Consider the following 20,461-nt stretch of genomic DNA (forward strand, 5'->3'; position numbering starts at 1 on the left):
ATTTTTATTCGATGACGGGAGCACACCAGCCCAGTGGGACACCGAGCACTCGTCGCCTACGAGCGACCGGACGGCCGCTACGACCGAGGATACGCACAGTGGGGCGCAACGGACCTCTCGCTACGGCATCGAATCACCGCTGAAACGCCGTTCGCAGGCGGTGGACGAAACGGACGCGCGAACGGAAGGGATGAGCGATGGACGCCAGCCATCGATCCGACGCCGCAAGCGACCGCGCTGACGTTCGAGGACGCCGTTCGGTTCGACTATCGAGCCATCGAGGCGTTCTTCGTCGTTTCGCTTTCGTGGCGCGTCATCGCCTACCTCCCGCTGTGGTTCGGCACCACCATCGACGCGAAATCCGAAGCGGGCGCGCTCATCGAAGTTCACGGCGAAGCCGACGCGAGGGACGCTCGCCGGTGGTTTCGCGCGACCCGAGCCGTCGTCCGGGACATGGTTGGAGGGGACGTGCTCGACGCCGACGACGCCATCGACTACCTCGATTCGCGCGTCACCGAATGGGCGGGTGACCGCCGGGAGGTGGTTTTCACGCGTTGATGGCAATCGGTTTTTATCCGCCTACCGTCTACCATCCGCCAGTGACGCAGACGAACGAGGAGAACGCACCCGATACGCTCCTGACACCGACGCACGAAGCGGCGCTGGCCCGCATCGAAGCGGCCATCGGGAACGGGGACCTCCTCACCCTGTTCGGCCGCTGTACCGTGGAGTACGACGGTCGCGCCGAGAGCTATCTCGGCCCCGGCGACCGCCTCGTCGTGCTCAAACCCGACGGGACGACGCTGGTCCACACCGAGGAAGGACAGAAACCCGTCAACTGGCAACCGCCGGGCGGAACCGTCTCCGCCGAACTCGCGGATGGCCACCTCCGCGTCGGCAGTCGCAGGGACAGCCCCTCCGAATCGTTGGACGTTCACTTCGAGGAGCTCAGGCAGGTTTCGTCGTTCGACGTTACCGACGCCAAGGAGCTATCGCTCGCCGGAACCGAGGAGGACCTCCGCCAGCGGATTCTGGACGACCCGAACCTCGTGGAGAAAGGGTTCACCCCACTGGCGACCGAGCGCCAGACTGCGGCGGGAGCCATCGACATCTACGGCAAGGACGCGGACGGAATCACGATGGTGGTCGAACTCAAGCGCAAGCGCGTCGGTCCGGACGCGGTCGGCCAACTCCGACGCTACGTGGACGCACTCCATCGAGACCTCCACGCCGGAGCGGAGGTTCGCGGCGTGCTGGTCGCTCCCTCGGTCACCGAACGTGCCCGTAGCATGCTCGCCGAGAGCGGACTCGAATTCGTCTCGTTGGCACCCTGAAAATCAGTCCAACTGCGATTTCAGCCTGTCGAGTAGTTGCAACGCTTCGAGCGGCGTCGTCGCCGCGACGTTGGTTCGTCGGAGTTCGTCCACTACGTCGTTCGAGTCGGACGGCATGGAATCGGCGGCGTTCGTTTCCTCCATCGTCGGGTCTTCCATCCCGCCGTTCCCCTCCGCCAGTAGCTCCTTCGACCGCTGGATGACCGACTCCGGCACGCCCGCGAGTCCGGCGACTTCGACACCATACGAAGCCATCGTCGCGCCCTCAGAGATGTGGTGTTCGAAGACCACCTCGCCGTCGCGTTCCGTGGCAGCAAAGTGGAGGTTGATGGCGTTCGGCAGGTCGTCGGCGACGTAGGTCAGGTCGTGGTGATGCGTGGCGAACAGCGTCTTCGCCCCGATTTCGTCGTGGACGTGCTCGGTCACCGAGCGGGCGATGGCGAAGCCGTCAGTCGTGCTGGTTCCGCGGCCGACTTCGTCCAGTAGAATCAGCGAGCGATCGGTGGCGTTCTGCAGGATGTCCGCGAGTTCGGTCATCTCGACCATGAACGTCGAGCGGCCGCCCGCGATGTCGTCGCTCGCGCCGACGCGGGTGAACACGCGGTCCACCAGTTCGAGTCGTGCCTCGTCGGCGGGAACGAAGCTCCCGACCTGTGCGAGAATCGTGATGAGCGCGACCTGCCGCATGTAGGTGGATTTTCCGGCCATATTCGGGCCGGTGATGACCGCCAGCGTGTCGCCCTCGAAGCGGGTGTCGTTCGGCACGAACGAGGACTGGGTTCGCTCCACGACGGGGTGGCGACCGTTTCGGATCTCGATGCCGTCCGAAACGATTTCGGGGCGCGAGTAGCCGTGTTTGGCTGCGACCTCCGCCAACCCGACGAGCACGTCGAGTTCGGCCAGCGTCTCGGCGAGCGACTGCACCCGCTCGGACTCCTCGGCGACGGCGTCGCGCACCTCGCGGAAGAGGTCGTACTCCAACTCGTCGGCACGCCCTTCGGCGCGGATGATTTCGTCCTCGCGTTCCTTCAGTTCCGGCGTGTAGAAGCGCTCGGAGTTCTTCAGGGTCTGTCGTCGGGTGTAGTCGTCGGGCACCTTGTCGAGGTTCGGGTCCGTGACTTCGATGTAGTAGCCGTGAACCTGATTGTAGCCGACCTTCAGGGAGCCGATACCCGTTCGCTCGCGTTCGCTCGCTTCGAGGTCGTCGATCCACGCCTTTCCGGAGCGTTCGGTCTCGCGGAGGTCGTCCAGTTCGTCGTCGTAGCCCGACTTGATGACGCCGCCCTCCGTGATTTCGATGGGCGGTTCCTCGGGAATAGCGCGGTCGATTCGGTCGCGCACGTCGGCCATCTCGTCCAGATTCCCGTGGAGGGTACGGAGCTTCGCGGATTCGACGCCCTCCATCGCTGCCGCGATGTCGGGCACCACGTCGAGCGTGGCCTTCAGCGAGCGAAGGTCACGGGCGTTTGCCCGGCCGCGCGAGACGCGGGAGATGAGCCGTTCGATGTCGTAGACGTTCCGGAGGAGTTCGTGGACTTCCTCGCGCGCCTGCACCGTCGTGGTCCACTCCTCGACCGCGTCGAGTCGGTCCTCGATTCGGTCGCGTTCCAGCAAGGGTCGCCGGAGCCAGTCGGTGAGCTTTCGGCTGCCGAGCGCACACGCGGTCTCGTCCAGCACGCCGACGAGCGTGGCTTCGTCCTGTCCGTGAACGGCACGGGGAGAGAACAGTTCGAGGCTCGTGAGTGCAACCGCGTCGAGGAGCATGTACGACCGCGGGTCGTAGCGCGTGAGGTGGTTGAGGTAGTCGAGACGGGACGATCCGTCGTCCGCGTCATCGCCCATTCCCTCGCCGCCGCGGACGTACTCGGCGTACGAGAGCAGCGCGCCGCAGGCGCGAATTTCGGCGTCGGTGGCGAGGAGTCGCTCCGGCGGGCCGAAGTAGTCCGCCACGAGGTCCGTCGCACCGTCGATGTCGAACGTGGCCTCCTCGTAGGTCGTGACCATGCAGTCGGCGTCGAAGACGTCGGATTCGGTAGTTTCGTCCGCGATCGAGGGGGCGACGATTGCCTCCGTCGGGGCGAATCGCTCCACCTCGCTTCGGACCTCGCTCTCGGTTTCGACGGTCGTCGCGTAGAAGTCACCCGTCGAGACGTCGAGGATGGCGAGCCCATAGCCTTCGTCGCGGGAGAGACAGGCGACGAAGTTGTTGTCGTCGCCGTGGAGCAGTTCGTCCTCAGTCAGCGTTCCGGGCGTGACGACGCGGGTGACGGCGCGTTCGACCACGCCGGAGGCGTCCGCCGGGTCCTGTACTTGGTCCGCGACCGCCACGCGATACCCCGCGTCGAGGAGCGCTTCGATGTACGATTCGGCGTTGTCGATGGGAATCCCGGCCATCGGGTACGTCCCCGTGTTGTCCTCGCGTTGCGTGAGCGTGATTTCGAGGATTCTGGAACACTGCTCGGCCGCCTCGCAGAACGTCTCGTAGAAGTCGCCGACCTGAAACAGTACCATCGAATCGTCGTACTGCCGACACAACTCGAAGTACTGACGCATCATCGGCGTCAACTCGTCGCTGTGTTCGGCCATCTTCTCGGGTGCCCCCAGCGCCGCGTCCATGCGAGAAACCCAGTGCCCGCGCGGCAATAAGCTGCCGGAATCTCGGCAAATCCTGGGCTATCGCTCGTCTACGAACGCCACGTCGTACAGGTGGTAGTCCGCCGTAGCGAGTTCGAGCGCCCCGTCCATGTGTTCGCGCACGTCGGGGCGCTCGAAGATGGCTTCGTAGTCGGCTTCGCTCTCCCACTGGGCGTAGTTGACGACGCGTTCGCCGTCCCGACTCCGGTGGAGGTTCGCCGAGACGAAACCGGGGAGGTGGCGCATGGTTTTCTCTGTTGCGTCCGCGAGGAGTTCCACCAGTTCATCCTGCTTTTCGGGTGCCACGGTGAACACGTTGATGAGCGTCGTCAGGTCCGTCGTTTCGTCGATGGTCGTCATGTCGCCGTCCGCTACGCTCACCGTATATTTAAATATTGGCCACATGGCCAACAGCGCGTTCGACGGAGTTCGAGTATCGGTACGGCCTCGAATCACTCGTTCGGCAGGAGGAGGACGGCGACCGCGTCCAGCGTCCGGTCGAGCATGTCGTCGGTGCCGAGCACGTAGTCGGTGGTTCGCGCGTTGTCGATGGCGGTGAGGACGAGGATGGCGGTCCGTTCCGGATCCCGTGGCGGCAACGTGCCGTTCGCTACCGCGTCCGCGATCGCCGTTTCGAGCGCGCTCCGAATTCCTCGGACGTTCGCCTCCAACCGCGTCGCGAACTCGGGATTGTGCGGGGCCTGTGCTCGGAGTTCGAACAGGACACGGTGATACTCCGGTCGCTCTTCCGGCCCGTAGGCGATCCAGTCGATGAGCGCATCGAGGCGCTCTCGGGGCGATGCGTCGTCGTCGATCGTACCCTCGAACTCGTCGAGGAGGGAGTCGAGAAACGCCGAGAGCAGATCGTCTTTCGACTCGTAGTAATAGTGGATGAGGGACCGACTCCCGTCGAACTCCGCGGCGATGCTTCGGAGCGTGAGATCGGCGTACCCGTCCTTGGCCAGTGCACGATACGTGGCATCCATCAGGCTCTCGTACGTGTCGCATGGCGGCGTCCTGTCCGTCGCTGGCATCGGAGTCGAGTTCTCGTTCCGTCGGAAATACCCTTCCGGTCGGTGTCGTCCATCGTCCGTCGTTCGCGTCGTTGCAGAGGAGTTAAGTGGAGTCGGCGATTCGGAGGTGAAGGTTACCGATGAACGTTCGGACAGGTCTTTCGTATGGTGACGTACTGCTGGTGCCGCAACGCTCCCCGGTCGATAGCCGGAGCGACGTCTCGCTGACGACGAATCTCACTGCGAACCTCGAACTCGACACGCCGCTGTTGAGCGCGCCGATGGATACCGTCACCGAGACGGACGCTGCGATCGCACTCTCGGAGATGGGCGGCTTCGGCACGATTCACCGGTTTTTGAGCATCGAGGAACAGGCCGAGCAGGTTCGGGCCGTGAAGGACGCGGGCGGCCTCGTCGGTGCCGCCGTCGGCATCAACGAGGAATTCCTCGACAGGACGGAAGCGACGCTGGAGGCGGGCGTGGACTGCATCATGGTCGACGTCGCACACGGACACATGGAACGCTGTCTCGACGCCGTGGCGGAGATTAACGCCGAATTCCCGGACGCGGAACTCGTCGCCGGAAACGTCGTGACGCCCGAGGCCGTCTCGGACCTCTACTCCGCGGGCGCGGACGGCGTGAAAGTCGGCGTCGGTCCCGGTTCCCACTGCACGACCCGAAAGGTCGCCGGGGCTGGCGTTCCGCAACTCACCGCCGTGGACGACTGTTCGGAGCGAGCCGAAGCGTTGGGAATCCCGATCGTCGCGGACGGCGGTATCCGAACGTCCGGCGACGCCGTGAAGGCGCTCATGGCCGGGGCGGACACCGTCATGATGGGGAGCTTCTTCGCCGGAACCGACGAGGCACCCGGCGAGACGGTCACCGTCGAGGGGAAGACGTTCAAGCGGTCGCGCGGCATGGCCTCCACCGCCGCGAACGAGAACCGCACCGACAAGAGCCTCACCCCGGACGCGGACGAGGGCATCGCGGGGCTGACCGAGTACAAAGGCCCGCTCGCCGACGAAACCGCGACCTTCCTGGCCGGAATCCGGTCGGGGTTGAGCTACTGCGGCGGCCACGACATCCCCGCCGCCCGCGAGAACGCCGAGTTCATTCAGGTCGCCCCGAGTGCCCGGGAGCGTGAGGGTTCCCATTCCGTCTTCGCAAACGTGGAACCCGAGATGGAGAAGGAACTCGCGCCGCTACAGTAATCGGGGTTGTGAATTTTCGCGTCTCCGAGACCGTCCTCGAAAAAATACCGCTCCCGTCTCCCGTCTCGTTTCCCGTCTATATCGCGCCACCCATGCCGCCCATTCCTCCCATACCGCCCGGCACCGGAGCTTCCGCTTCGTCGCTGCCGCCGAGGTCGCCCGCGGAAATCACGTCGTCGATACGGAGGAGGAGTTCGGCCACGTCGGTCGCGCTCCCGATGGCTCGGGATTTGACGCGGCGGGGTTCGACCACGCCAGCGTCGAGCATGTCCACGACCTCGCCGGTTTCGGCATCGAGGCCGACGTTTTCCTCGCCCGCGTCGTGACGGCTTCGAAGGTCGGTCACGCCGTCGATGGGACTGATCCCCGCGTTCTCCGCGAGGGTGCGCGGCACCGTCTCCATTGCGTCGGCGAACGCCTCGACGGCGAGTTGTTCCCGACCGCCGACGCCGTCGGCGAACTCCCGCAATCCGAGTGCGAGCGTCGTTTCCGGTGCACCTCCGCCGGGGAGAACCTGCCCGTCCAGCAGGGTGACCCGCACGACGCCCAGACTGTCGTGGACCGCCCGCTCGACCTCCTCGACGACGTGTTCGGTCCCGCCGCGCAGGAGGAGGGTGACGCTTCGCGGGTTGTCACACTCCTCCACGAAGATTCGGGTGTCGCCCGCGACGTTGCGTTCCTCGACGATTCCGGCGTGGCCGAGGTCGTCGGGATCGATGTCGCCGAGGCTGGAGACGACGCGCGCCCCCGTCGCCCGCGCGAGGTGTTGCACGTCGCTCTTCTTGGCCCGGCGGACGGCGAGAACCCCTTCCTGTGCCAACAGGTGCTGGGCCATGTCGTCGATTCCCTTCTGACAGAAGACGACGTTCGCGCCACTGTCGGTGATGCGTTCGACCATCTCCCGCAGTTGGGCCTCCTCGCGGTCCAAAAAGCCCTGTAACTGGTCGGGGTCGGTGATGCTGACCGCCGTGTCCGTCTCTGTCTCCTGCACCTCGATGGGCGTGTCCACGAGTGCGATGGTGGCGTCCTCGACGCGCCACGGCATGTCGTCGTTCACGCGCTCCTTGTCCACGACGACGCCCTCCACGAGTTCCGAATCCGAGATGCCGCCCCCGACGACCGTCTCCACGGTGACGTTCGAGAGGTCGATGTCCCCGCCGTCACCGTCCTCGTCGTAGACGGCTCGAACCGCCCGCACGACGAGTTCCGAGAGCGCCTCTTTGGCCGCCTCCGCACCCTTCCCGGTCATCGCGGTCTGTGCAATCTCCGTGAGGAGGTCCCGCTCCTCGACCGGATGGGATGCCGTTTCGAGCAGCCGATACGCCTCCTCGCTGGCGAGGCGGTAGCCGCGTGCGACCGTCGTCGGATGGACGCCTTGTTCGAGTAAGTCCTCCGCCTGTCGGAGGAGGTCGCCAGCGAGGATGACCGCCGTTGTCGTCCCGTCGCCGGTCTCGTCCTCCTGTGTTTCGGCGACTTCGACCATCATCGTCGCCGCCGGATGCTCGATGTCCATCTCCTTGAGGATGGTCACCCCGTCGTTCGTCACGACCACGTCGCCCATCGAATCGACGAGCATCTTGTCCATCCCGCGCGGCCCGAGCGTGGTTCGTACCGCCTCGGCGACCGCCCGCCCGGCGGTGACGTTCATCTCGCGGGCGTCCCGCCCGCTGGTTCGCTGTGCCTCCTCCCCCAGTATCAGAATCGGTCCGGTCTGCATTCTGTCTGCCATGATACCCCCGAACAGGGTACGACGGCATCCGGCAAAAAAGACTGGTGCGGAATGGAATCGGTACGAAGCGGAACCGGTGCGGAGCGGGACCGGTGCGGACGACGACGAAACGCACATTGGGGCTCCCTCGAAAGTTCGTGCCATGATCGGCAAACTCGACCCGGACGACCTCGCGCTCGTCGTCTCGCGCACGGGTGCGCGGGACGACGACGTGCTGGTCGGTCCCGGCTACGGTGAGGACGCCGCCGCCATCGAAATCGGCGACGAGACCCTCGTCGTCAGCTCCGACCCGCTCTCGCTGGCCCGCGAACGACTCGGCACGCTAGCCGTCAACGTCGCCTGCAACGACGTGGCCTGCTCCGGTGCCGACCCGCGCTGGCTGACGAACGTGGTGTTTCTCCCTGACGACGACCGGGAGACGCTGGATATCGTGACCGAACAGATAGACGAAGCGGCGAAAAATCTCGATGTCGCCATCGTCGGCGGTCACTCCGAGTACGCCCCCGACCTCCCACGGCCGACGGTGACGATGACCGCGATGGGATTGGCGGACGAGTACGTCCCGACCGGCGGGGTGGAACCCGGCGACCGACTCGTGTTGACGAAAGGGGCCGGAATCGAGGGGACGGCCATCCTCGCCACGGATTTCCGCGACGAAGTCGGATCGGATACGACGGTAGATGGGAAATCGACGGCGGAAGCGGGTGAATCGTTCTTCGAGGAGATCAGCGTGGCCGAGGACGCCCGCGTCCTCCGGGAGTACGCCCACGCCATGCACGACCCGACGGAAGGCGGCGTGGTCACCGGCCTACTGGAGATGGCGGAGGCGTCCGAAATACGGTTGGAAGTCGAGCGCGACGACGTTCCGGTTCGGGACGTGACGCGGACGCTCTGTGAGACGATGTCCGTGGACCCGCTCCGGATCTTCGGTTCGGGGGCGCTCCTCGCGGCGATTCCAGAGGAGGGGGTCGAGGATGCATTCGACGTGCTTCGTGACGGCGGAATTTCGGCCGCCGTCATCGGTCACGCCGTCGAAGGGGATGGAGACGGCGAACTCGTACTGGACGATGAGACCATCGACGACCCGCCGCGCGACGATCTATATCAGCTCTGGGAGTAGTCTCGATAATTCCACCTCCGGAATCGCCATTCTGGTACGAACGGGACCGCCCGCTACGAACGGGACCGCTCGATGACGTTCAACTCGTCATCGACGACGAGTTCGAGGGTGTCGCCGTCGAGCGTGAGCCCAAACGCGACTTCCCATGGGTCGGTCGAGCGGACGGTCACATTGCGGTCGGTGATGGCGAATTCGAGTCGCCAGATCGGCGTCGTCGTCGCGTCGAGGCCGTGCTCGCGACAGAACGAGAGCAAGCCGGGGTCGGCGAGGAGCGCCTCGCCGACCCGCAGGATGTCGATGCGGCCACAGTGATCACACGAACGGTTGATACAGGCTTCGCGCCTGTCCGGTCGAGGATACCCCGTTTCCGAGGGGGCGACGAACGTCGTCCCGACGCCGTTTCCACAGAGCGGACAGATGCCGCGCGCGAACGCGAGGCGAACGGCTCGGTTGTACTCGCTGGCGTTCGAGATGGCGGTTTCCGCGTCCCCGTTCAGGATTCCGGGTGGCGTGAGGTCGTACTCGTAGAGATACTCGCAGTCGGCACACTGTATCTTGAACAGCGCGTTCTCGTAGGTCGCCTCGACCGTCCCGTCACAGAAGTAGCAGTCCAGATCGAGGGCAGTGGGTGAAAGCGTCGCTTCCCCGGCCGCCGTTTCGGCGCGAATCGTCCGGGTCAGCATCGTTCCTTCGGGGCGCAATGCGTACCCCCCTTCGTCGGGATCGACGACGGAATCCACGAGTTGCGAGTGGCCGTCCTCCCGGCGCTCGACGAACCGGCCGACGAGTTGCTGGAGGTGGTAATTGAACCGACTGCTGTCCACGTCGCTGTCCACGCGCGAGCGCAGTTCCGAGAAGGAGAGCGTCGGCGGAGTTCCCTCGCCACCCCGTTCGTCGCTGAGCGCCCGGAGGATTTCCGCTCGAACGTCGTTCCCGATGAGATTGAACGCCTCGTCCGGCGTCACCGCGCCGTACGTCGTCGGTTCGGGATCGTCCTGCATTCGTCGGTACTCCTCGGGCGATCGGGTAATCCCTTCCGATCATCCCGGAAGTGAAACTATTCCAACTGAATCACACTTCAGCGAGTGCTTTAGTGGCTCTCTCCGGTATCTGTCGTATGGAACTCGATATTCACGTCGTGGGATTGTGTGGGTGCCTGCGCGACGGAAGCGAAACACGAGTTGCCCTCCGAACCGCGCTCGACGCGACGGAGTCGATGGGCGCGACGACGACGCTCGTCGACCTGCGAACGTACGACCTCCCGTTGCTCGATGGCGACGAGGCGACACCGCCCGACGCCGAAGCGCTCCGGGAGACGGTTCGGGACGCCGACGCGGTGCTCCTCGCCACGCCGATGTACCACGGTTCGTACTCCTCGCCGTTGAAAACGGCCCTCGACTACTGCGGATTCGAGGAGTTCGAGGGGAAGACGGTCGGCCTGCTCGCGGTTTCGGGATGCGGATTCCCGACTCCCGCGCTCGAACACCTGCGGTCGGTCTGCCGGGCGCTGAACGCGTGGACGCTCCCCGTGGAAGTCGGGATTCCCGACGCCCGCTCGAACATCGAGGACGGGGAAATCACGGACGAAGATACCGCGGACCGCGTCCAGCGACTCGGCGAGCGACTCGTCCTGTTCGCCGGGGTCGATGAGTATCCAGAAGTCGCCAGCACGACGCTCGAATCCGTCACCGGGTTCTGAGACGGTCGAAGCCCAAAGCACTAACCGATTCACGGTCGTTCCGTCCGTGGATGGAACTCACTGAGCACTTGGAGAACTTCACCCGGCGTGATTGGCAGACGATAACTGAACCGGAGGAAACGGTTCGCTTCGCGCTGATCGGTCTGGGCTGGTTCACGACGGAAGCGGTCGTTCCCGCCCTGCGCGAGAGTGCTCTTTGTGAGGTGGGGGCGGTCGTCAGCGGATCACCCGAGAAGGCCGCTCGACTCCGCGACGAAACGGGTGCTGACCGCGCGCTGAGTTACGAGGAATTCCATGACAAGGAGGGGACCGACAGTTACGACGCGGTGTACGTCGCCACGCCGAACGCCACCCATCTGGCGTTCGTGGAGACGGCCGCGGACCTCGGTAAGGCCGTGCTCTGCGAGAAACCGATGGAGGCCTCGGCCGCGCGCGCCGAACGACTGGTCGAGGTCGCCGAGGCGGCAGGTATTCCGCTGATGATCGGCTATCGAATGCACACGAATCCGGCCGTCCGACGGATGCGAGAACTCGTGCGGGACGGGTTCATCGGCACGCCCGCACTGGTCGAGGGGTCGATGTGCCAGAACGTCTTCGAGATGATTTCGCCCGACCCGAACCAGTGGCGACTCGACGCCGACCTCGCGGGCGGGTCGGCGCTCATCGACCTCGGCATCTACCCGCTGAACACGGCCAGATTCGTCCTCGATTCCGACCCGGTGAGCGCACAGGGGACGACGAAGAGTCCACACGAGCACTTTTCCGAGGTGGACCAACACGTCACGTTCGAAGTCGGGTTCGAAAACGGCGTCACGGCGGCGTGCGTCGCCAGCCAGTACGCCCAGCGGGAGAGTCGATTCAGCGTGATCGGAACGGAAGGGAAACTCACGCTCTCCCCGGCCTTCTTCGGCGAGGCCCAGTTGACGATCGAGCGGGGCGACGTGGAAGCCGCACTCTCCGTCGAACCCGTGAACGAGGAAGTCGAGGAGTTCGACTACTTCGCCGACCGTTTGCTCTCGGGTCGCGGCCCGGAACCTGACGGACGACACGGACTGGTCGATATGCGCACCATCGAAGCGATTTACGAGTCCGCGGAAACGGGAAAACGAGTGCGCGTCGAAGACTGACGGGCGACTGCTCAGGGAACGATAACGGCTCGCCCCTCGATTTCGCCGTGTTCCAGTTTTGCCGCGACGTCGTTGATGTCCTCAAGCGCGTACCGCGAGGTTCGCAGGCTCACCTCGCCACGCGCGACGAGCGACAACAACTCTTGGAGTTCGGGGTAGGTACCGACGAGCGTTCCACGATAGGCGAAGTCGCCGTCCACGAGCGCTTGGGCCGGTTCGTGAATGTGGCCGCCGTAGCCGACGACGTGGTGGTCCCCGCCGCCCGCGAGCACGTTCGGGGCGTAGTCCAAGGTCTCGTCGGCACCGACGAAGTCGATGACCTGCTGGACGCCCGCTCCGTCGGTGAGGGCGTCCAATCGCTCGGCCACGTCCTCCGTTCGTGAGTTGATGGTGTGGTGTGCGCCGAGGTCGGTCGCGAGCGTTAGCGCTTCGTCTTTCACATCGATGGCCGTTATCTCGGCGGCGCTCATCGCCCGGAGCGCTTGGAGTCCGATGTGGCCGAGTCCCCCGACGCCGACGACGACGGCGGGTTCGCCGGGGTTCAGTTCCCTAACCGCCTTTTTCACCGCGTGGTACGCCGTGATTCCGGCGTCCGCGTGGGGGGCGATTTGCTTCGGATCGACCCCTTCCGGGAGCGGAATCACCGCACGCTCGTTCGTCAGGAGATACTCCGCGAACCCGCCGTCCGTCGAGAGGCCGGGGAAGGCGAGGTTCTCACAGTGCATGTCCTGTCCCAGACGACAGGCCCGACAGATGCCGCAGGTCATCGCCGGATGGCAGATGACGGTGTCGCCCTCCGACACCAGCGTCACGTCGTCGCCCGTTTCCGCGACGGTTCCGGCGTTTTCGTGCCCGAGCGTCATCGGGAGGGTTTGACCCATCCGTTCCTCCCACATCCCCTCGATGGCGTGATTGTCCGTCTGACACCACCCTGCTCCCTCGATTTCCACGACAACTTGGTTCGGCTCGGTCGCCGACGGTCGGTCGACGTCCTCGATAGTGAGCGCGTCGTCCATCTCATCGGTGTACTCGTGGAGTCGTGCAGCACGCATGCTCACGAATCATGACGCGCAAAGGGACAGGTGTTGTGGCACTTCGTCGGTTCGAAAAACGGGACGGCCGAAAGCGACGTGTCGGACAGGTGTTCAGGTTCGATGTGGACGGAATCGTACGCTCGCGGCCGTCCAACTGCATCTGAACTTTTTACTCGGTAAAGAATAAATGTTTTGAATACCTAGTGGATAGGGAGCAGTATGCATGCAATCGCACTCAGGCGCGGGGCACGCGCGCCGGAAGTAATCGAAACACCCCGACCGGAACCCGACACGGACGAGGTTCTGGTGCGGACGCTTCGGGTCGGCGTCGACGGGACGGACCACGAAGTCATCGCCGGGCATCACGGTGGCTTTCCCGCGGGCGACGACCATCTCGTTCTCGGCCACGAGGCCGTCGGCGTCGTGGAGGATCCGAACGGCACGGCGTTCAAGCAGGGTGATATCGTCGTCCCGACCGTCCGCCGTCCGCTTCCCGACGGCCCGACCGAGTATTTCGAACGCGGTGAACCCGACATGTCCCCCCCGGAGGACGTCATCGAACGAGGCATCACCGGCGGTCACGGCTTCATGAGCGAGTACTTCACCAGTTCCGCCGAATTCCTGCTTCCCATCCCGGACGAACTCGCGGAGTGGGGATTCCTGGTCGAACCGATCAGCATCGCCGAGAAGGCCATCGAACTCGCCCGCGCATCGCGCTCGGCGTTCGACTGGCAACCGGAGAGCGCGCTCGTCCTCGGCAACGGGTCGCTCGGGTTGCTCACGACGGCGATGCTCACCGAGTCGTTCGACCGGGTGTACTGTCTGGGCCGCCGGGACCGACCCGACCCGACCATCGACATCATCGAGGAACTCGGCGCGACGTACGTCGATTCGCGGGAGACACCCGTCTCCGAGATTCCCGGCGTTTACGAACCGATGGACTTCATCTTCGAGGCGACCGGCTACCCGAAACACGCCTTCGAGAGCATCGAGGCGCTCGCACCGAACGGCGTCGCCGCCCTACTCGGCGTCCCGGACGAATGGACGTTCGAAGTGGACGGCGGTGCCCTTCACCGGGAACTCGTAATGCACAACAAGGCGCTCGTCGGGAGCGTCAACTCCGGCTATCGCCATTTCGAGGCGGCGATAGAGACGCTTTCGGGGCTTCCGGAGTGGTTATTGGACGATCTCGTGACAGGTATTTTCGATTCGTCGAACGTCGAAGAGGCTTTTGCGAACGACGAAACGACAATAAAGACGGCGGTGAAATTCTACGACAATGAAAAACGTTGACGACCTCATCGATAGTGCGGCCGAACTCGCGGAACGCGGCCTCTCGAAGGGAGAGATCGCTGACGAACTGAACGTGTCGCGCGAGACGGCCAGTTGGCTGGTCGAGCGCAGTGGCAGTACGCCAAGTCACGAACCGACGGGCGGTCCGCAGGACATCCACGTCGATTGGAGCGCCATCGGCCGCGACAGCAGTCGCCTCTCCCACGTAGGAGCGGCGATGGCCGACATGCTCTCGAAACACGGCGAGGAGGTCGATCTGACCATCGGTATCGAGAAGGCAGGTGCTCCGCTCGCGACCACCGTGGCCCGCGAACTCGACACCGACCTCGGGACCTACGCGCCGCGCAAGCACCAGTGGGACGAGGGCGACATCAACGAGTACGGCGGCAGTTTCTCGCGGAACTTCGCACAGATTCGGAACCGCGAGTGCTACGTCGTGGACGACACCATCACCAGCGGGACGACGATGACCGAGACCATCGAGGCCATCCAGGACCGTGGCGGTGAGCCAGTCGCCTGTATCGTCCTCGCCGACAAGAGCGGTATCGAGGAACTGAACGGCGTCCCCGTCTACTCGCTGGTGCAAGTCATCGGCGTCGGCAGCGACGAATAGGGCGGAAACCGTAGACGATCGATGTACTCATTTTTCGAACGGCCGCGCTTGACGACCGTCGGGACTCGCGAATCGTCACCCGTACCCGGTTCGTGAACGGCACGTCGTGACGCGGGCGCAACTTCTTTGCGGCGTGGGTGCCTACGCAAGCGTATGACCTTCACACCCGGCGAAGCGCTATCCGCCGAGGAAGTCGAGGAACGGGTCGATTCGGCAATCGAGGAAAACGAAGTGGTGCTCTTCATGAAGGGGACGCGTCTCATGCCACAGTGTGGATTCTCCATGCGCGCGGTCGAACTTCTGGACGAGCATCGTGGAGAGGAGTTTGAAACGGTGAACGTGCTCGACAACTTGGACGCCTACCGCGAGGCGCTCTCGGAGTACAGCGGTTGGGAAACGATCCCGCAAACGTACGTCGACGGCGAATTCATCGGCGGCAGCGATATCCTCGCCGAAATGGAAGAACGAGATGAACTCGAATCGACACTCCGAACGGACTGATGTCATTGCGGAGGTTGCACTTGCAACCGAAAGAGTAGACCCTATAAGCACGGGGCGCGTAGACAAATACGTACCGCCGACGGGAGACGGAACCCACGACTACAAATGAGCCAGGTATACCGACTACATTCGACGCTCGAATTGCCGCTTGAAACCGTTTACGACCACTTCGAAAGCGACCCCGACCTACCGGATGGAATCGACAGCGTCGATATCACCCGCCGGAACAACACACTCATCATCAGTGCGGTCTCGACGGACGAAAGCATCAGCAAGTACACCCCGACCGCGCAACTGAAAGCCAGTGTCTCGGAAACGCGCGTCTTCACCGAGGAGGAGGAAGCGCGACGGAACGCACCACGATGGGGCACGCCGGAGGAGGAGGAAGAAGAGGAACCGACCGGTGAACTCATCGAGATGGCCGCGTTCAAGGGCGACCGCGAGACGGTGCTCCAGAACACCGCGGTGCAGTACCCGATGTTCGAGGTGCTTTGCACCATCGCGCGCAAGGCCGAGAAAGGCACGCTGACCGCCATCGCCGAAGTCGGTGGCGAACTCGAAGCCACCCGCATCGTGGACGGCGACGACCGACCGGCGTCCATCGAAGTCGTCGAGGGGCCACGCAAGGAGAACTCGTCGTCCAGCGGCGTGAACTGGCGCGACAACAAGTTCATCAGCTAATTGGATACCGTCGACCTCCGCAGGAATGTAGAGTGTAGCTACTTCTTCGATCCGCTTTTTGGAAACACAGTATCGACGATGCAGACTTCAGCGCCCTCGATATCTCTCCGTTCGTGAACCGAACTGAGAGCGATTCACGACCGGGAACGGTTCACAAAAACGTATTTATGCATGCATACGCTCTTCAGAGATGATCCAAGGGCCGTATTCGCTGTTTGTTTTCCGGAAACTCGAACTCTGTCGAACGATGGCTCGAAAATTCGAGTTCGACTCCTCACTAACCCAAACGGTTCTTCACGACGAGCCGAAAAGCACTTTAGCCATCTAATTATATGTAATTACACGCCATGCCAAACGACTTCCCCGACTATCTCGACGTGGACTACACGGACGGCGAAGGCGAGAATCCCGAAGATTACCCTTCGCTCGAAGATAAAATCGAGAAAGCCATCGACGTGACCCGCAAGGGTCTCGAAGAGTACGAAAACCCCGCCGTCATGTGGACCGGCGGAAAGGACTCGACGCTCACGCTGTACTTCATCAAGGAAGTCGCGGAGCGCTACGATTTGGAAGTCCCCCCGGCAGTGTTCATCGACCACTACCAGCACTTCCAGGAGATCCACGACTTCGTGGAACACTGGGCCGACGAGTGGGACCTCGAAGTCATCTACGCCCGTAACGAGGACGTGGGTGGCTACGTGGACGAACACGGTCTCGAACCGGGCGACGACATCGAAATCGGCGCCCTCTCGGAGCACAACCAGCACCACGTTCGTGACCTCCTCGAATACGAGGACGACACGTTCCCGTTCCTGCTCGACACCTACGTCGGCAACCACCTGCTGAAGACCGTCGCGCTCAACGACGCGCTCGAAGAGTACGACGTGGACGGCGTCATCTCCGGCGTCCGCTGGGACGAACAGGAAGCGCGCGCCGACGAGACGTTCTTCAGCCCGCGTCACGACCCCGAAATCTACCCGCCGCACGACCGCATTCAACCCATTCTCCACTTCGACGAACCCGCCGTCTGGGACGCCTTCTGGTACTTCGTCGTCCCGGACACCGTCGAGGACTACCCGGACGACGGCCACGTCCCGCAGGGATTCGACGACCTGCCGAACGGACTCGGACAGGACGACATCCCCGTCTCGCCCAAGTACTTCGAGGGATTCCGTTCCCTCGGCAGCGAAGTCAGCACGCAGAAGAGCGACCAGGAACCGGCTTGGTTGCAGGACATGGAGAACACCACCGAGCGCGCAGGCCGCGCACAGGACAAAGAAGACCTGATGGAACGCCTGCGTGACCTCGGTTACATGTAGAAACCACCTTTTTCTGCGGTCAGGAGCCGAATCCCGCGTCACGGTGACGCAGGATTCGGCCTACTTCCCTGGAAAAAGCTGGACCAAAAGCATTGCACTCCTCCCGTTGGTCGTCGTTTAGCCCGGAAAATCTCCGATTTTCCGGTGGGAGCGCTGATGACTAGCGGCTGTGGAGATTGACGATTTTTGTCGGCTCTACGGAACGCTGCTTTTGACGTTTATGTCGATTGTGACTTCTGAGAGTGCGGTCTGCGGATACTCGATCATCCCATTTACGGCCTATTTCCAGTGGTTGTGTCCTCGGCGTATGGTTCACGGGTCACATGCGTTCGCCGTTCGCTGTTCAGGTGTCGAGGCCGTCGATGAGCGCTTCGAGCGTCTCGACGTGTTCCTCGAACAGTTCGCGGCCCTCGTCGGTCAGTCGATAGGTCGTTCGAGGCTTCTTGTCCACGAACTCCTTTTTCACTTCGACCGCGCCCGCGTCCTCCATTCGGCCGAGGTGGCTGCTGAGGTTTCCCTCGGTCACGTCCAAGGCTTCTCGGAGGTCGTTGAAACTCACTTCGCCGTGTGCGTAGAGGTGTGCGAACAACTGCAACCGCGTCGGTTGGTGGACGAGTTTGTCGAAGTTCATGCCCCGCGTAGGATTCCGTAAGAAGCGACGGCATAAATGAAGTACGAGATTCCGAAGACGACGTACGCCAACGGACGGAGCGGTTCCCAGTAGGTGAGCAACACGACGTAGCCGAGCGCTCCCAAGGGGTTCGTGACGAGTTGCACCACGATTCCCGAGAGAAAGACGAGGCCAAACTTGGGTCTGATCCAATTCTTACTTCGATGACATTTCTCGCTGAGCATTGATTCTGTAACACATAAAGGTTTGCAATAGAATTTGCTTTGTGGAGCAAAGTTATCTCATACATCCATCTAGCGCCGTTTTAGAACGTCGGAGGGGAAAATTAGGAGAATTCCTGTCACCCGTACTTGACAATTCGTCATTTCAAGAAATTATCTATTTCATGATACTATGTCACACTTTACCCCAGTGAGCTTTTGAATTTGTACAGTTTCGTGCTAGTATGCACTCTTCAGTGAACGGGAGTCGCCGTCGTTTTCTCCGAAGCGCCGGCGTTACTGGCGTTGCACTCACCGCTCCCGTGTCGCTCGCTTCTCGCGCTGCCGCAAAATCGTCTTCCGGAAAACTCGTCTTCATCTACGACGACAGCGTGGCGGAGGATTACACGAAAACGTTCCCGGTCCATCAGGACGAAGGCGTTCCCGCCTGTTCCGCCGCAATTTCCGGCCAACTCGGGGAGAAGGACCGACTGACGGTAAAACAGTTGCATGAGATGAGCAACGCGGGGTGGGAAGTCATGTCCCACACGGTTCATCACCGAGCGCTGGGGCCACTCCAACTCGCCGAGGACGCGTCGAAGGGAGATACGAAAGTCTACGAACGCTCCAACCGCCACGGCGACCATCCCGGCGACGAGGTCATCATCTCGAACGGGACGAAAGAGGAAACCGTCACCATCGCGGGCGAGGGATCGGACGATACGGGCGAGTACGTCACCCTCAAGAATCCCCTCGAAAAATCGTTCATCGCGGATAATTCGACGATGCGGTACACCGACGAGATACTACATTCCGAGATTTTCGACTCGAAGAAACAGCTTGAGAAGGACGGATTCGACGTCACGAGTATGGTACTTCCATACGGTATCAACGGACAGCAAGCGGAGGCGATGATACAGAAGGAGTACGACGCACTCGCGAACGCGAAGATCGCGGACGGACTGAATCCGATCACCGGGTTCGACCCGTACCACCTCAGCCGAGCGTATTTCAAGCCCGACTCCGAGACGAAGAAGAAACTCGGTACGTATCTCGACACCGTCGCGAAGGGTGACTTCCTCGGTATCCTCGCGGGCCACAGTTCGTACGAGGACTTCGACCCGAAGCGCGTTCGAACCGCGATTCAGATGGCGAAGGACCGCGACATCGAGATACTCACGCTCCGAGACGCGATGGTCGATATGGGTATTATAGAACAGCAAACGACCACGACCACGACGACTTCGTCCGAGAAAACGACGACGACGTCGAACGATGAATCGACGAGTACGACGAAATCGAGCGGGCAACCCGGCTTCGGGTTCGCCACGGCACTGACCGGCCTCGGCGCGCTCGCGTGGCGTCAGTCGCGTCGCTAACCCGACGAAAGTCGTGCCGTGTGCTGTCAGTACACAACAACAGTTTTGCGTTCGTTTTCTATCTGTAGAGACACGCATGACCGGCGACCCGGAGGAACAAATCGATCCCTCGAACTACTACGACCGCCTCGGCGAGGGCGAGTGGGAACGCCTCGACGAGTCGTTCAAAAACGGCTTGGAGTTCGAGAACACCACGGAGTATCTCGACCGATACCTCCCAGAATCGGGACACGTCCTCGATGCTGGCGGGGCCGCGGGAAGGTACTCGATATGGTTGGCCGAGCGCGGGTACGACGTGACGCTACTCGACCTGTCGGCCAAGCAAGTCGCCATCGCAAAGCGGCAGGTTGCGAAACGTGACCTCGGTGAACGAGTCACGGTCCAGCAGGGAGACATTCGTGGGCTTCCCTTCCCTGCCGACGAGTTCGACGCGACGCTCTGTCTCAGCGGACCGCTTTCGCACGTCGTCGACGCCGACGAACGGGACGCGGCGGTTCGGGAACTCTACCGTGTTTCCCGCCCCAATGCGCCCGTTTTCGCCTCCGTGATGGGCTTCGTCGCCGTCGTCCAGAACCTCATCAAGTGCGCACCACAGTTCGAGGCGGGCGTTCGGCAACTCTCCGAACTGATCGAGACGGCGACCTACTCGCCCGAACTCGCCGAGAAGTACGAGGGTGAGAATCCGTCGTTCGTGGAGTGTCATTTCTTCCGCGCCGATGAACTCCGCCGACTGCTGGAACGACACGAAATCGCCGTCGAAACCGTGGCCGGACTCGAAGGTCCGGCCTCGAACTTCGGGGCGAACATCGAAGATATCGACGCGGATGCACAGGAAAAGGTGGCGCAGGCCGTTCGGACGCTTCGGGAGGACCCGACTATCGCGGATTTGTCGAACCACATCCTCGCGGTCGGGCGGGTCGAATAGTTCCGGGGAGGTTTTGAA

21 protein-coding genes are annotated in these 20,461 nt (G+C 62.8%); 13 read left to right on the forward strand and 8 right to left on the reverse strand.

What is annotated here, in order from left to right:
* Window positions 1–33: 33 nt before the first annotated feature.
* Window positions 34–558 (forward strand): DUF6735 family protein, encoded by a 525-nt coding sequence (locus NKF25_RS09835; protein WP_253226504.1) that lies wholly within the window; start codon window positions 34–36, stop codon window positions 556–558.
* 41 nt (window positions 559–599) lie between these two features.
* The gene (gene nucS, locus NKF25_RS09840; RefSeq protein ID WP_253226795.1) at window positions 600–1,334 is read left to right on the forward strand and encodes an endonuclease NucS; all 735 of its coding nucleotides are present in this window, start codon (window positions 600–602) and stop codon (window positions 1,332–1,334) included.
* Window positions 1,335–1,337: 3 nt separating this feature from the next.
* Here nucS and mutS read toward each other — a convergent pair whose 3' ends face one another.
* From mutS to NKF25_RS09855, 3 genes are all read right to left on the reverse strand, one after another.
* The gene (gene mutS, locus NKF25_RS09845) at window positions 1,338–3,950 is read right to left on the reverse strand and encodes a DNA mismatch repair protein MutS (RefSeq protein ID WP_253226505.1); all 2,613 of its coding nucleotides are present in this window, start codon (window positions 3,948–3,950) and stop codon (window positions 1,338–1,340) included.
* 57 nt (window positions 3,951–4,007) lie between these two features.
* Window positions 4,008–4,349 (reverse strand): antibiotic biosynthesis monooxygenase, encoded by a 342-nt coding sequence (locus tag NKF25_RS09850; protein ID WP_253226506.1) that lies wholly within the window; start codon window positions 4,347–4,349, stop codon window positions 4,008–4,010.
* A gap of 71 nt (window positions 4,350–4,420) precedes the next feature.
* On the reverse strand, window positions 4,421–5,002 hold the full coding sequence (locus tag NKF25_RS09855) for a TetR/AcrR family transcriptional regulator (protein ID WP_253226507.1): 582 nt from the start codon (window positions 5,000–5,002) through the stop codon (window positions 4,421–4,423).
* A gap of 119 nt (window positions 5,003–5,121) precedes the next feature.
* Between NKF25_RS09855 and NKF25_RS09860 the strand changes: the two genes are divergently transcribed.
* Window positions 5,122–6,192 (forward strand): guanosine monophosphate reductase, encoded by a 1,071-nt coding sequence (locus NKF25_RS09860; RefSeq protein WP_253226508.1) that lies wholly within the window; start codon window positions 5,122–5,124, stop codon window positions 6,190–6,192.
* Between the two features lie 76 nt (window positions 6,193–6,268).
* On the opposite strand, the gene thsA is transcribed toward NKF25_RS09860, so the two are convergent.
* On the reverse strand, window positions 6,269–7,909 hold the full coding sequence (gene thsA / locus NKF25_RS09865; protein ID WP_253226796.1) for a thermosome subunit alpha: 1,641 nt from the start codon (window positions 7,907–7,909) through the stop codon (window positions 6,269–6,271).
* Between the two features lie 154 nt (window positions 7,910–8,063).
* Here thsA and NKF25_RS09870 point away from each other — a divergent pair, with 154 nt between their 5' ends.
* Entirely contained in the window at window positions 8,064–9,041 is a 978-nt protein-coding gene (locus NKF25_RS09870) for an AIR synthase family protein (protein WP_253226509.1), read from the forward strand.
* A gap of 53 nt (window positions 9,042–9,094) precedes the next feature.
* Here the strand turns inward: NKF25_RS09870 and NKF25_RS09875 are convergent, their stop codons facing one another.
* The gene (locus NKF25_RS09875) at window positions 9,095–10,042 is read right to left on the reverse strand and encodes a helix-turn-helix domain-containing protein (RefSeq protein WP_253226510.1); all 948 of its coding nucleotides are present in this window, start codon (window positions 10,040–10,042) and stop codon (window positions 9,095–9,097) included.
* 116 nt (window positions 10,043–10,158) lie between these two features.
* Here NKF25_RS09875 and NKF25_RS09880 point away from each other — a divergent pair, with 116 nt between their 5' ends.
* Together NKF25_RS09880 and gfo6 are read left to right on the forward strand one after the other, a co-directional pair.
* Complete coding sequence (locus NKF25_RS09880) at window positions 10,159–10,740, forward strand: NAD(P)H-dependent oxidoreductase (protein WP_066143858.1); 582 nt, start codon at window positions 10,159–10,161, stop codon at window positions 10,738–10,740.
* Window positions 10,741–10,790: 50 nt separating this feature from the next.
* Window positions 10,791–11,867 carry a D-xylose 1-dehydrogenase Gfo6 gene (gene gfo6 / locus NKF25_RS09885; protein ID WP_253226511.1) on the forward strand — a complete coding sequence of 359 codons (1,077 nt, stop codon included), beginning with the start codon at window positions 10,791–10,793 and terminating at the stop codon, window positions 11,865–11,867.
* Between the two features lie 11 nt (window positions 11,868–11,878).
* On the opposite strand, the gene NKF25_RS09890 is transcribed toward gfo6, so the two are convergent.
* Window positions 11,879–12,919: an NAD(P)-dependent alcohol dehydrogenase gene (locus NKF25_RS09890; RefSeq protein WP_253226512.1), complete on the reverse strand. Its 1,041-nt coding sequence runs from the start codon at window positions 12,917–12,919 to the stop codon at window positions 11,879–11,881.
* Window positions 12,920–13,120: 201 nt separating this feature from the next.
* Between NKF25_RS09890 and NKF25_RS09895 the strand changes: the two genes are divergently transcribed.
* The 5 genes from NKF25_RS09895 (at window position 13,121) to NKF25_RS09915 (ending at window position 17,308) form a co-directional block, all read left to right on the forward strand.
* Complete coding sequence (locus NKF25_RS09895; RefSeq protein WP_253226513.1) at window positions 13,121–14,194, forward strand: glucose 1-dehydrogenase; 1,074 nt, start codon at window positions 13,121–13,123, stop codon at window positions 14,192–14,194.
* Complete coding sequence (gene gfcR, locus NKF25_RS09900) at window positions 14,181–14,807, forward strand: transcriptional regulator GfcR (protein ID WP_253226514.1); 627 nt, start codon at window positions 14,181–14,183, stop codon at window positions 14,805–14,807. The genes NKF25_RS09895 and gfcR overlap by 14 nt, the downstream gene beginning before the upstream one ends.
* A 153-nt stretch (window positions 14,808–14,960) precedes the next feature.
* Window positions 14,961–15,308: a glutaredoxin family protein gene (locus NKF25_RS09905; RefSeq protein WP_253226515.1), complete on the forward strand. Its 348-nt coding sequence runs from the start codon at window positions 14,961–14,963 to the stop codon at window positions 15,306–15,308.
* A 105-nt stretch (window positions 15,309–15,413) separates the two neighbouring features.
* Window positions 15,414–15,989 carry a hypothetical protein gene (locus tag NKF25_RS09910; protein WP_066143872.1) on the forward strand — a complete coding sequence of 192 codons (576 nt, stop codon included), beginning with the start codon at window positions 15,414–15,416 and terminating at the stop codon, window positions 15,987–15,989.
* A gap of 347 nt (window positions 15,990–16,336) precedes the next feature.
* Window positions 16,337–17,308 (forward strand): phosphoadenosine phosphosulfate reductase family protein, encoded by a 972-nt coding sequence (locus NKF25_RS09915; protein WP_253226516.1) that lies wholly within the window; start codon window positions 16,337–16,339, stop codon window positions 17,306–17,308.
* Between the two features lie 343 nt (window positions 17,309–17,651).
* Here NKF25_RS09915 and NKF25_RS09920 read toward each other — a convergent pair whose 3' ends face one another.
* Both NKF25_RS09920 and NKF25_RS09925 read right to left on the reverse strand, forming a co-directional pair.
* The gene (locus tag NKF25_RS09920; RefSeq protein WP_066143882.1) at window positions 17,652–17,939 is read right to left on the reverse strand and encodes a transcriptional regulator; all 288 of its coding nucleotides are present in this window, start codon (window positions 17,937–17,939) and stop codon (window positions 17,652–17,654) included.
* Window positions 17,936–18,163, reverse strand: coding sequence for a hypothetical protein (locus NKF25_RS09925; RefSeq protein ID WP_253226517.1), 228 nt, complete (start codon window positions 18,161–18,163; stop codon window positions 17,936–17,938). The genes NKF25_RS09920 and NKF25_RS09925 overlap by 4 nt, the downstream gene beginning before the upstream one ends.
* A gap of 221 nt (window positions 18,164–18,384) precedes the next feature.
* Between NKF25_RS09925 and NKF25_RS09930 the strand changes: the two genes are divergently transcribed.
* Both NKF25_RS09930 and NKF25_RS09935 read left to right on the forward strand, forming a co-directional pair.
* A complete protein-coding gene (locus NKF25_RS09930) occupies window positions 18,385–19,518 on the forward strand; it encodes a polysaccharide deacetylase family protein (RefSeq protein WP_253226518.1) in 1,134 nt (377 codons plus the stop codon).
* Between the two features lie 76 nt (window positions 19,519–19,594).
* On the forward strand, window positions 19,595–20,443 hold the full coding sequence (locus tag NKF25_RS09935) for a class I SAM-dependent methyltransferase (RefSeq protein ID WP_253226519.1): 849 nt from the start codon (window positions 19,595–19,597) through the stop codon (window positions 20,441–20,443).
* The last annotated feature ends 18 nt before the right edge of the window (window positions 20,444–20,461 follow it).

Origin of the sequence: Haladaptatus sp. AB643, assembly GCF_024136975.1 — an archaeon.
Taxonomy (GTDB): domain Archaea; phylum Halobacteriota; class Halobacteria; order Halobacteriales; family Haladaptataceae; genus Haladaptatus.

What these genes read in the sequence shown, in the direction of transcription:
- NKF25_RS09910 (WP_066143872.1), top strand. Translation starts at nt 15,414, where the DNA reads ATGAGCCAGGTATACCGACTACATTCGACGCTCGAATTGCCGCTTGAA.
- NKF25_RS09890 (WP_253226512.1), bottom strand. Translation starts at nt 12,919, where the DNA reads ATGCGTGCTGCACGACTCCACGAGTACACCGATGAGATGGACGACGCG.
- gfo6 (WP_253226511.1), top strand. Translation starts at nt 10,791, where the DNA reads ATGGAACTCACTGAGCACTTGGAGAACTTCACCCGGCGTGATTGGCAG.
- NKF25_RS09895 (WP_253226513.1), top strand. Translation starts at nt 13,121, where the DNA reads ATGCATGCAATCGCACTCAGGCGCGGGGCACGCGCGCCGGAAGTAATC.
- NKF25_RS09915 (WP_253226516.1), top strand. Translation starts at nt 16,337, where the DNA reads ATGCCAAACGACTTCCCCGACTATCTCGACGTGGACTACACGGACGGC.
- NKF25_RS09935 (WP_253226519.1), top strand. Translation starts at nt 19,595, where the DNA reads ATGACCGGCGACCCGGAGGAACAAATCGATCCCTCGAACTACTACGAC.
- NKF25_RS09870 (WP_253226509.1), top strand. Translation starts at nt 8,064, where the DNA reads ATGATCGGCAAACTCGACCCGGACGACCTCGCGCTCGTCGTCTCGCGC.
- NKF25_RS09920 (WP_066143882.1), bottom strand. Translation starts at nt 17,939, where the DNA reads ATGAACTTCGACAAACTCGTCCACCAACCGACGCGGTTGCAGTTGTTC.
- NKF25_RS09905 (WP_253226515.1), top strand. Translation starts at nt 14,961, where the DNA reads ATGACCTTCACACCCGGCGAAGCGCTATCCGCCGAGGAAGTCGAGGAA.
- NKF25_RS09855 (WP_253226507.1), bottom strand. Translation starts at nt 5,002, where the DNA reads ATGCCAGCGACGGACAGGACGCCGCCATGCGACACGTACGAGAGCCTG.
- NKF25_RS09860 (WP_253226508.1), top strand. Translation starts at nt 5,122, where the DNA reads ATGAACGTTCGGACAGGTCTTTCGTATGGTGACGTACTGCTGGTGCCG.
- gfcR (WP_253226514.1), top strand. Translation starts at nt 14,181, where the DNA reads ATGAAAAACGTTGACGACCTCATCGATAGTGCGGCCGAACTCGCGGAA.
- thsA (WP_253226796.1), bottom strand. Translation starts at nt 7,909, where the DNA reads ATGCAGACCGGACCGATTCTGATACTGGGGGAGGAGGCACAGCGAACC.
- NKF25_RS09880 (WP_066143858.1), top strand. Translation starts at nt 10,159, where the DNA reads ATGGAACTCGATATTCACGTCGTGGGATTGTGTGGGTGCCTGCGCGAC.
- NKF25_RS09925 (WP_253226517.1), bottom strand. Translation starts at nt 18,163, where the DNA reads ATGCTCAGCGAGAAATGTCATCGAAGTAAGAATTGGATCAGACCCAAG.
- NKF25_RS09930 (WP_253226518.1), top strand. Translation starts at nt 18,385, where the DNA reads ATGCACTCTTCAGTGAACGGGAGTCGCCGTCGTTTTCTCCGAAGCGCC.
- NKF25_RS09875 (WP_253226510.1), bottom strand. Translation starts at nt 10,042, where the DNA reads ATGCAGGACGATCCCGAACCGACGACGTACGGCGCGGTGACGCCGGAC.
- mutS (WP_253226505.1), bottom strand. Translation starts at nt 3,950, where the DNA reads ATGGACGCGGCGCTGGGGGCACCCGAGAAGATGGCCGAACACAGCGAC.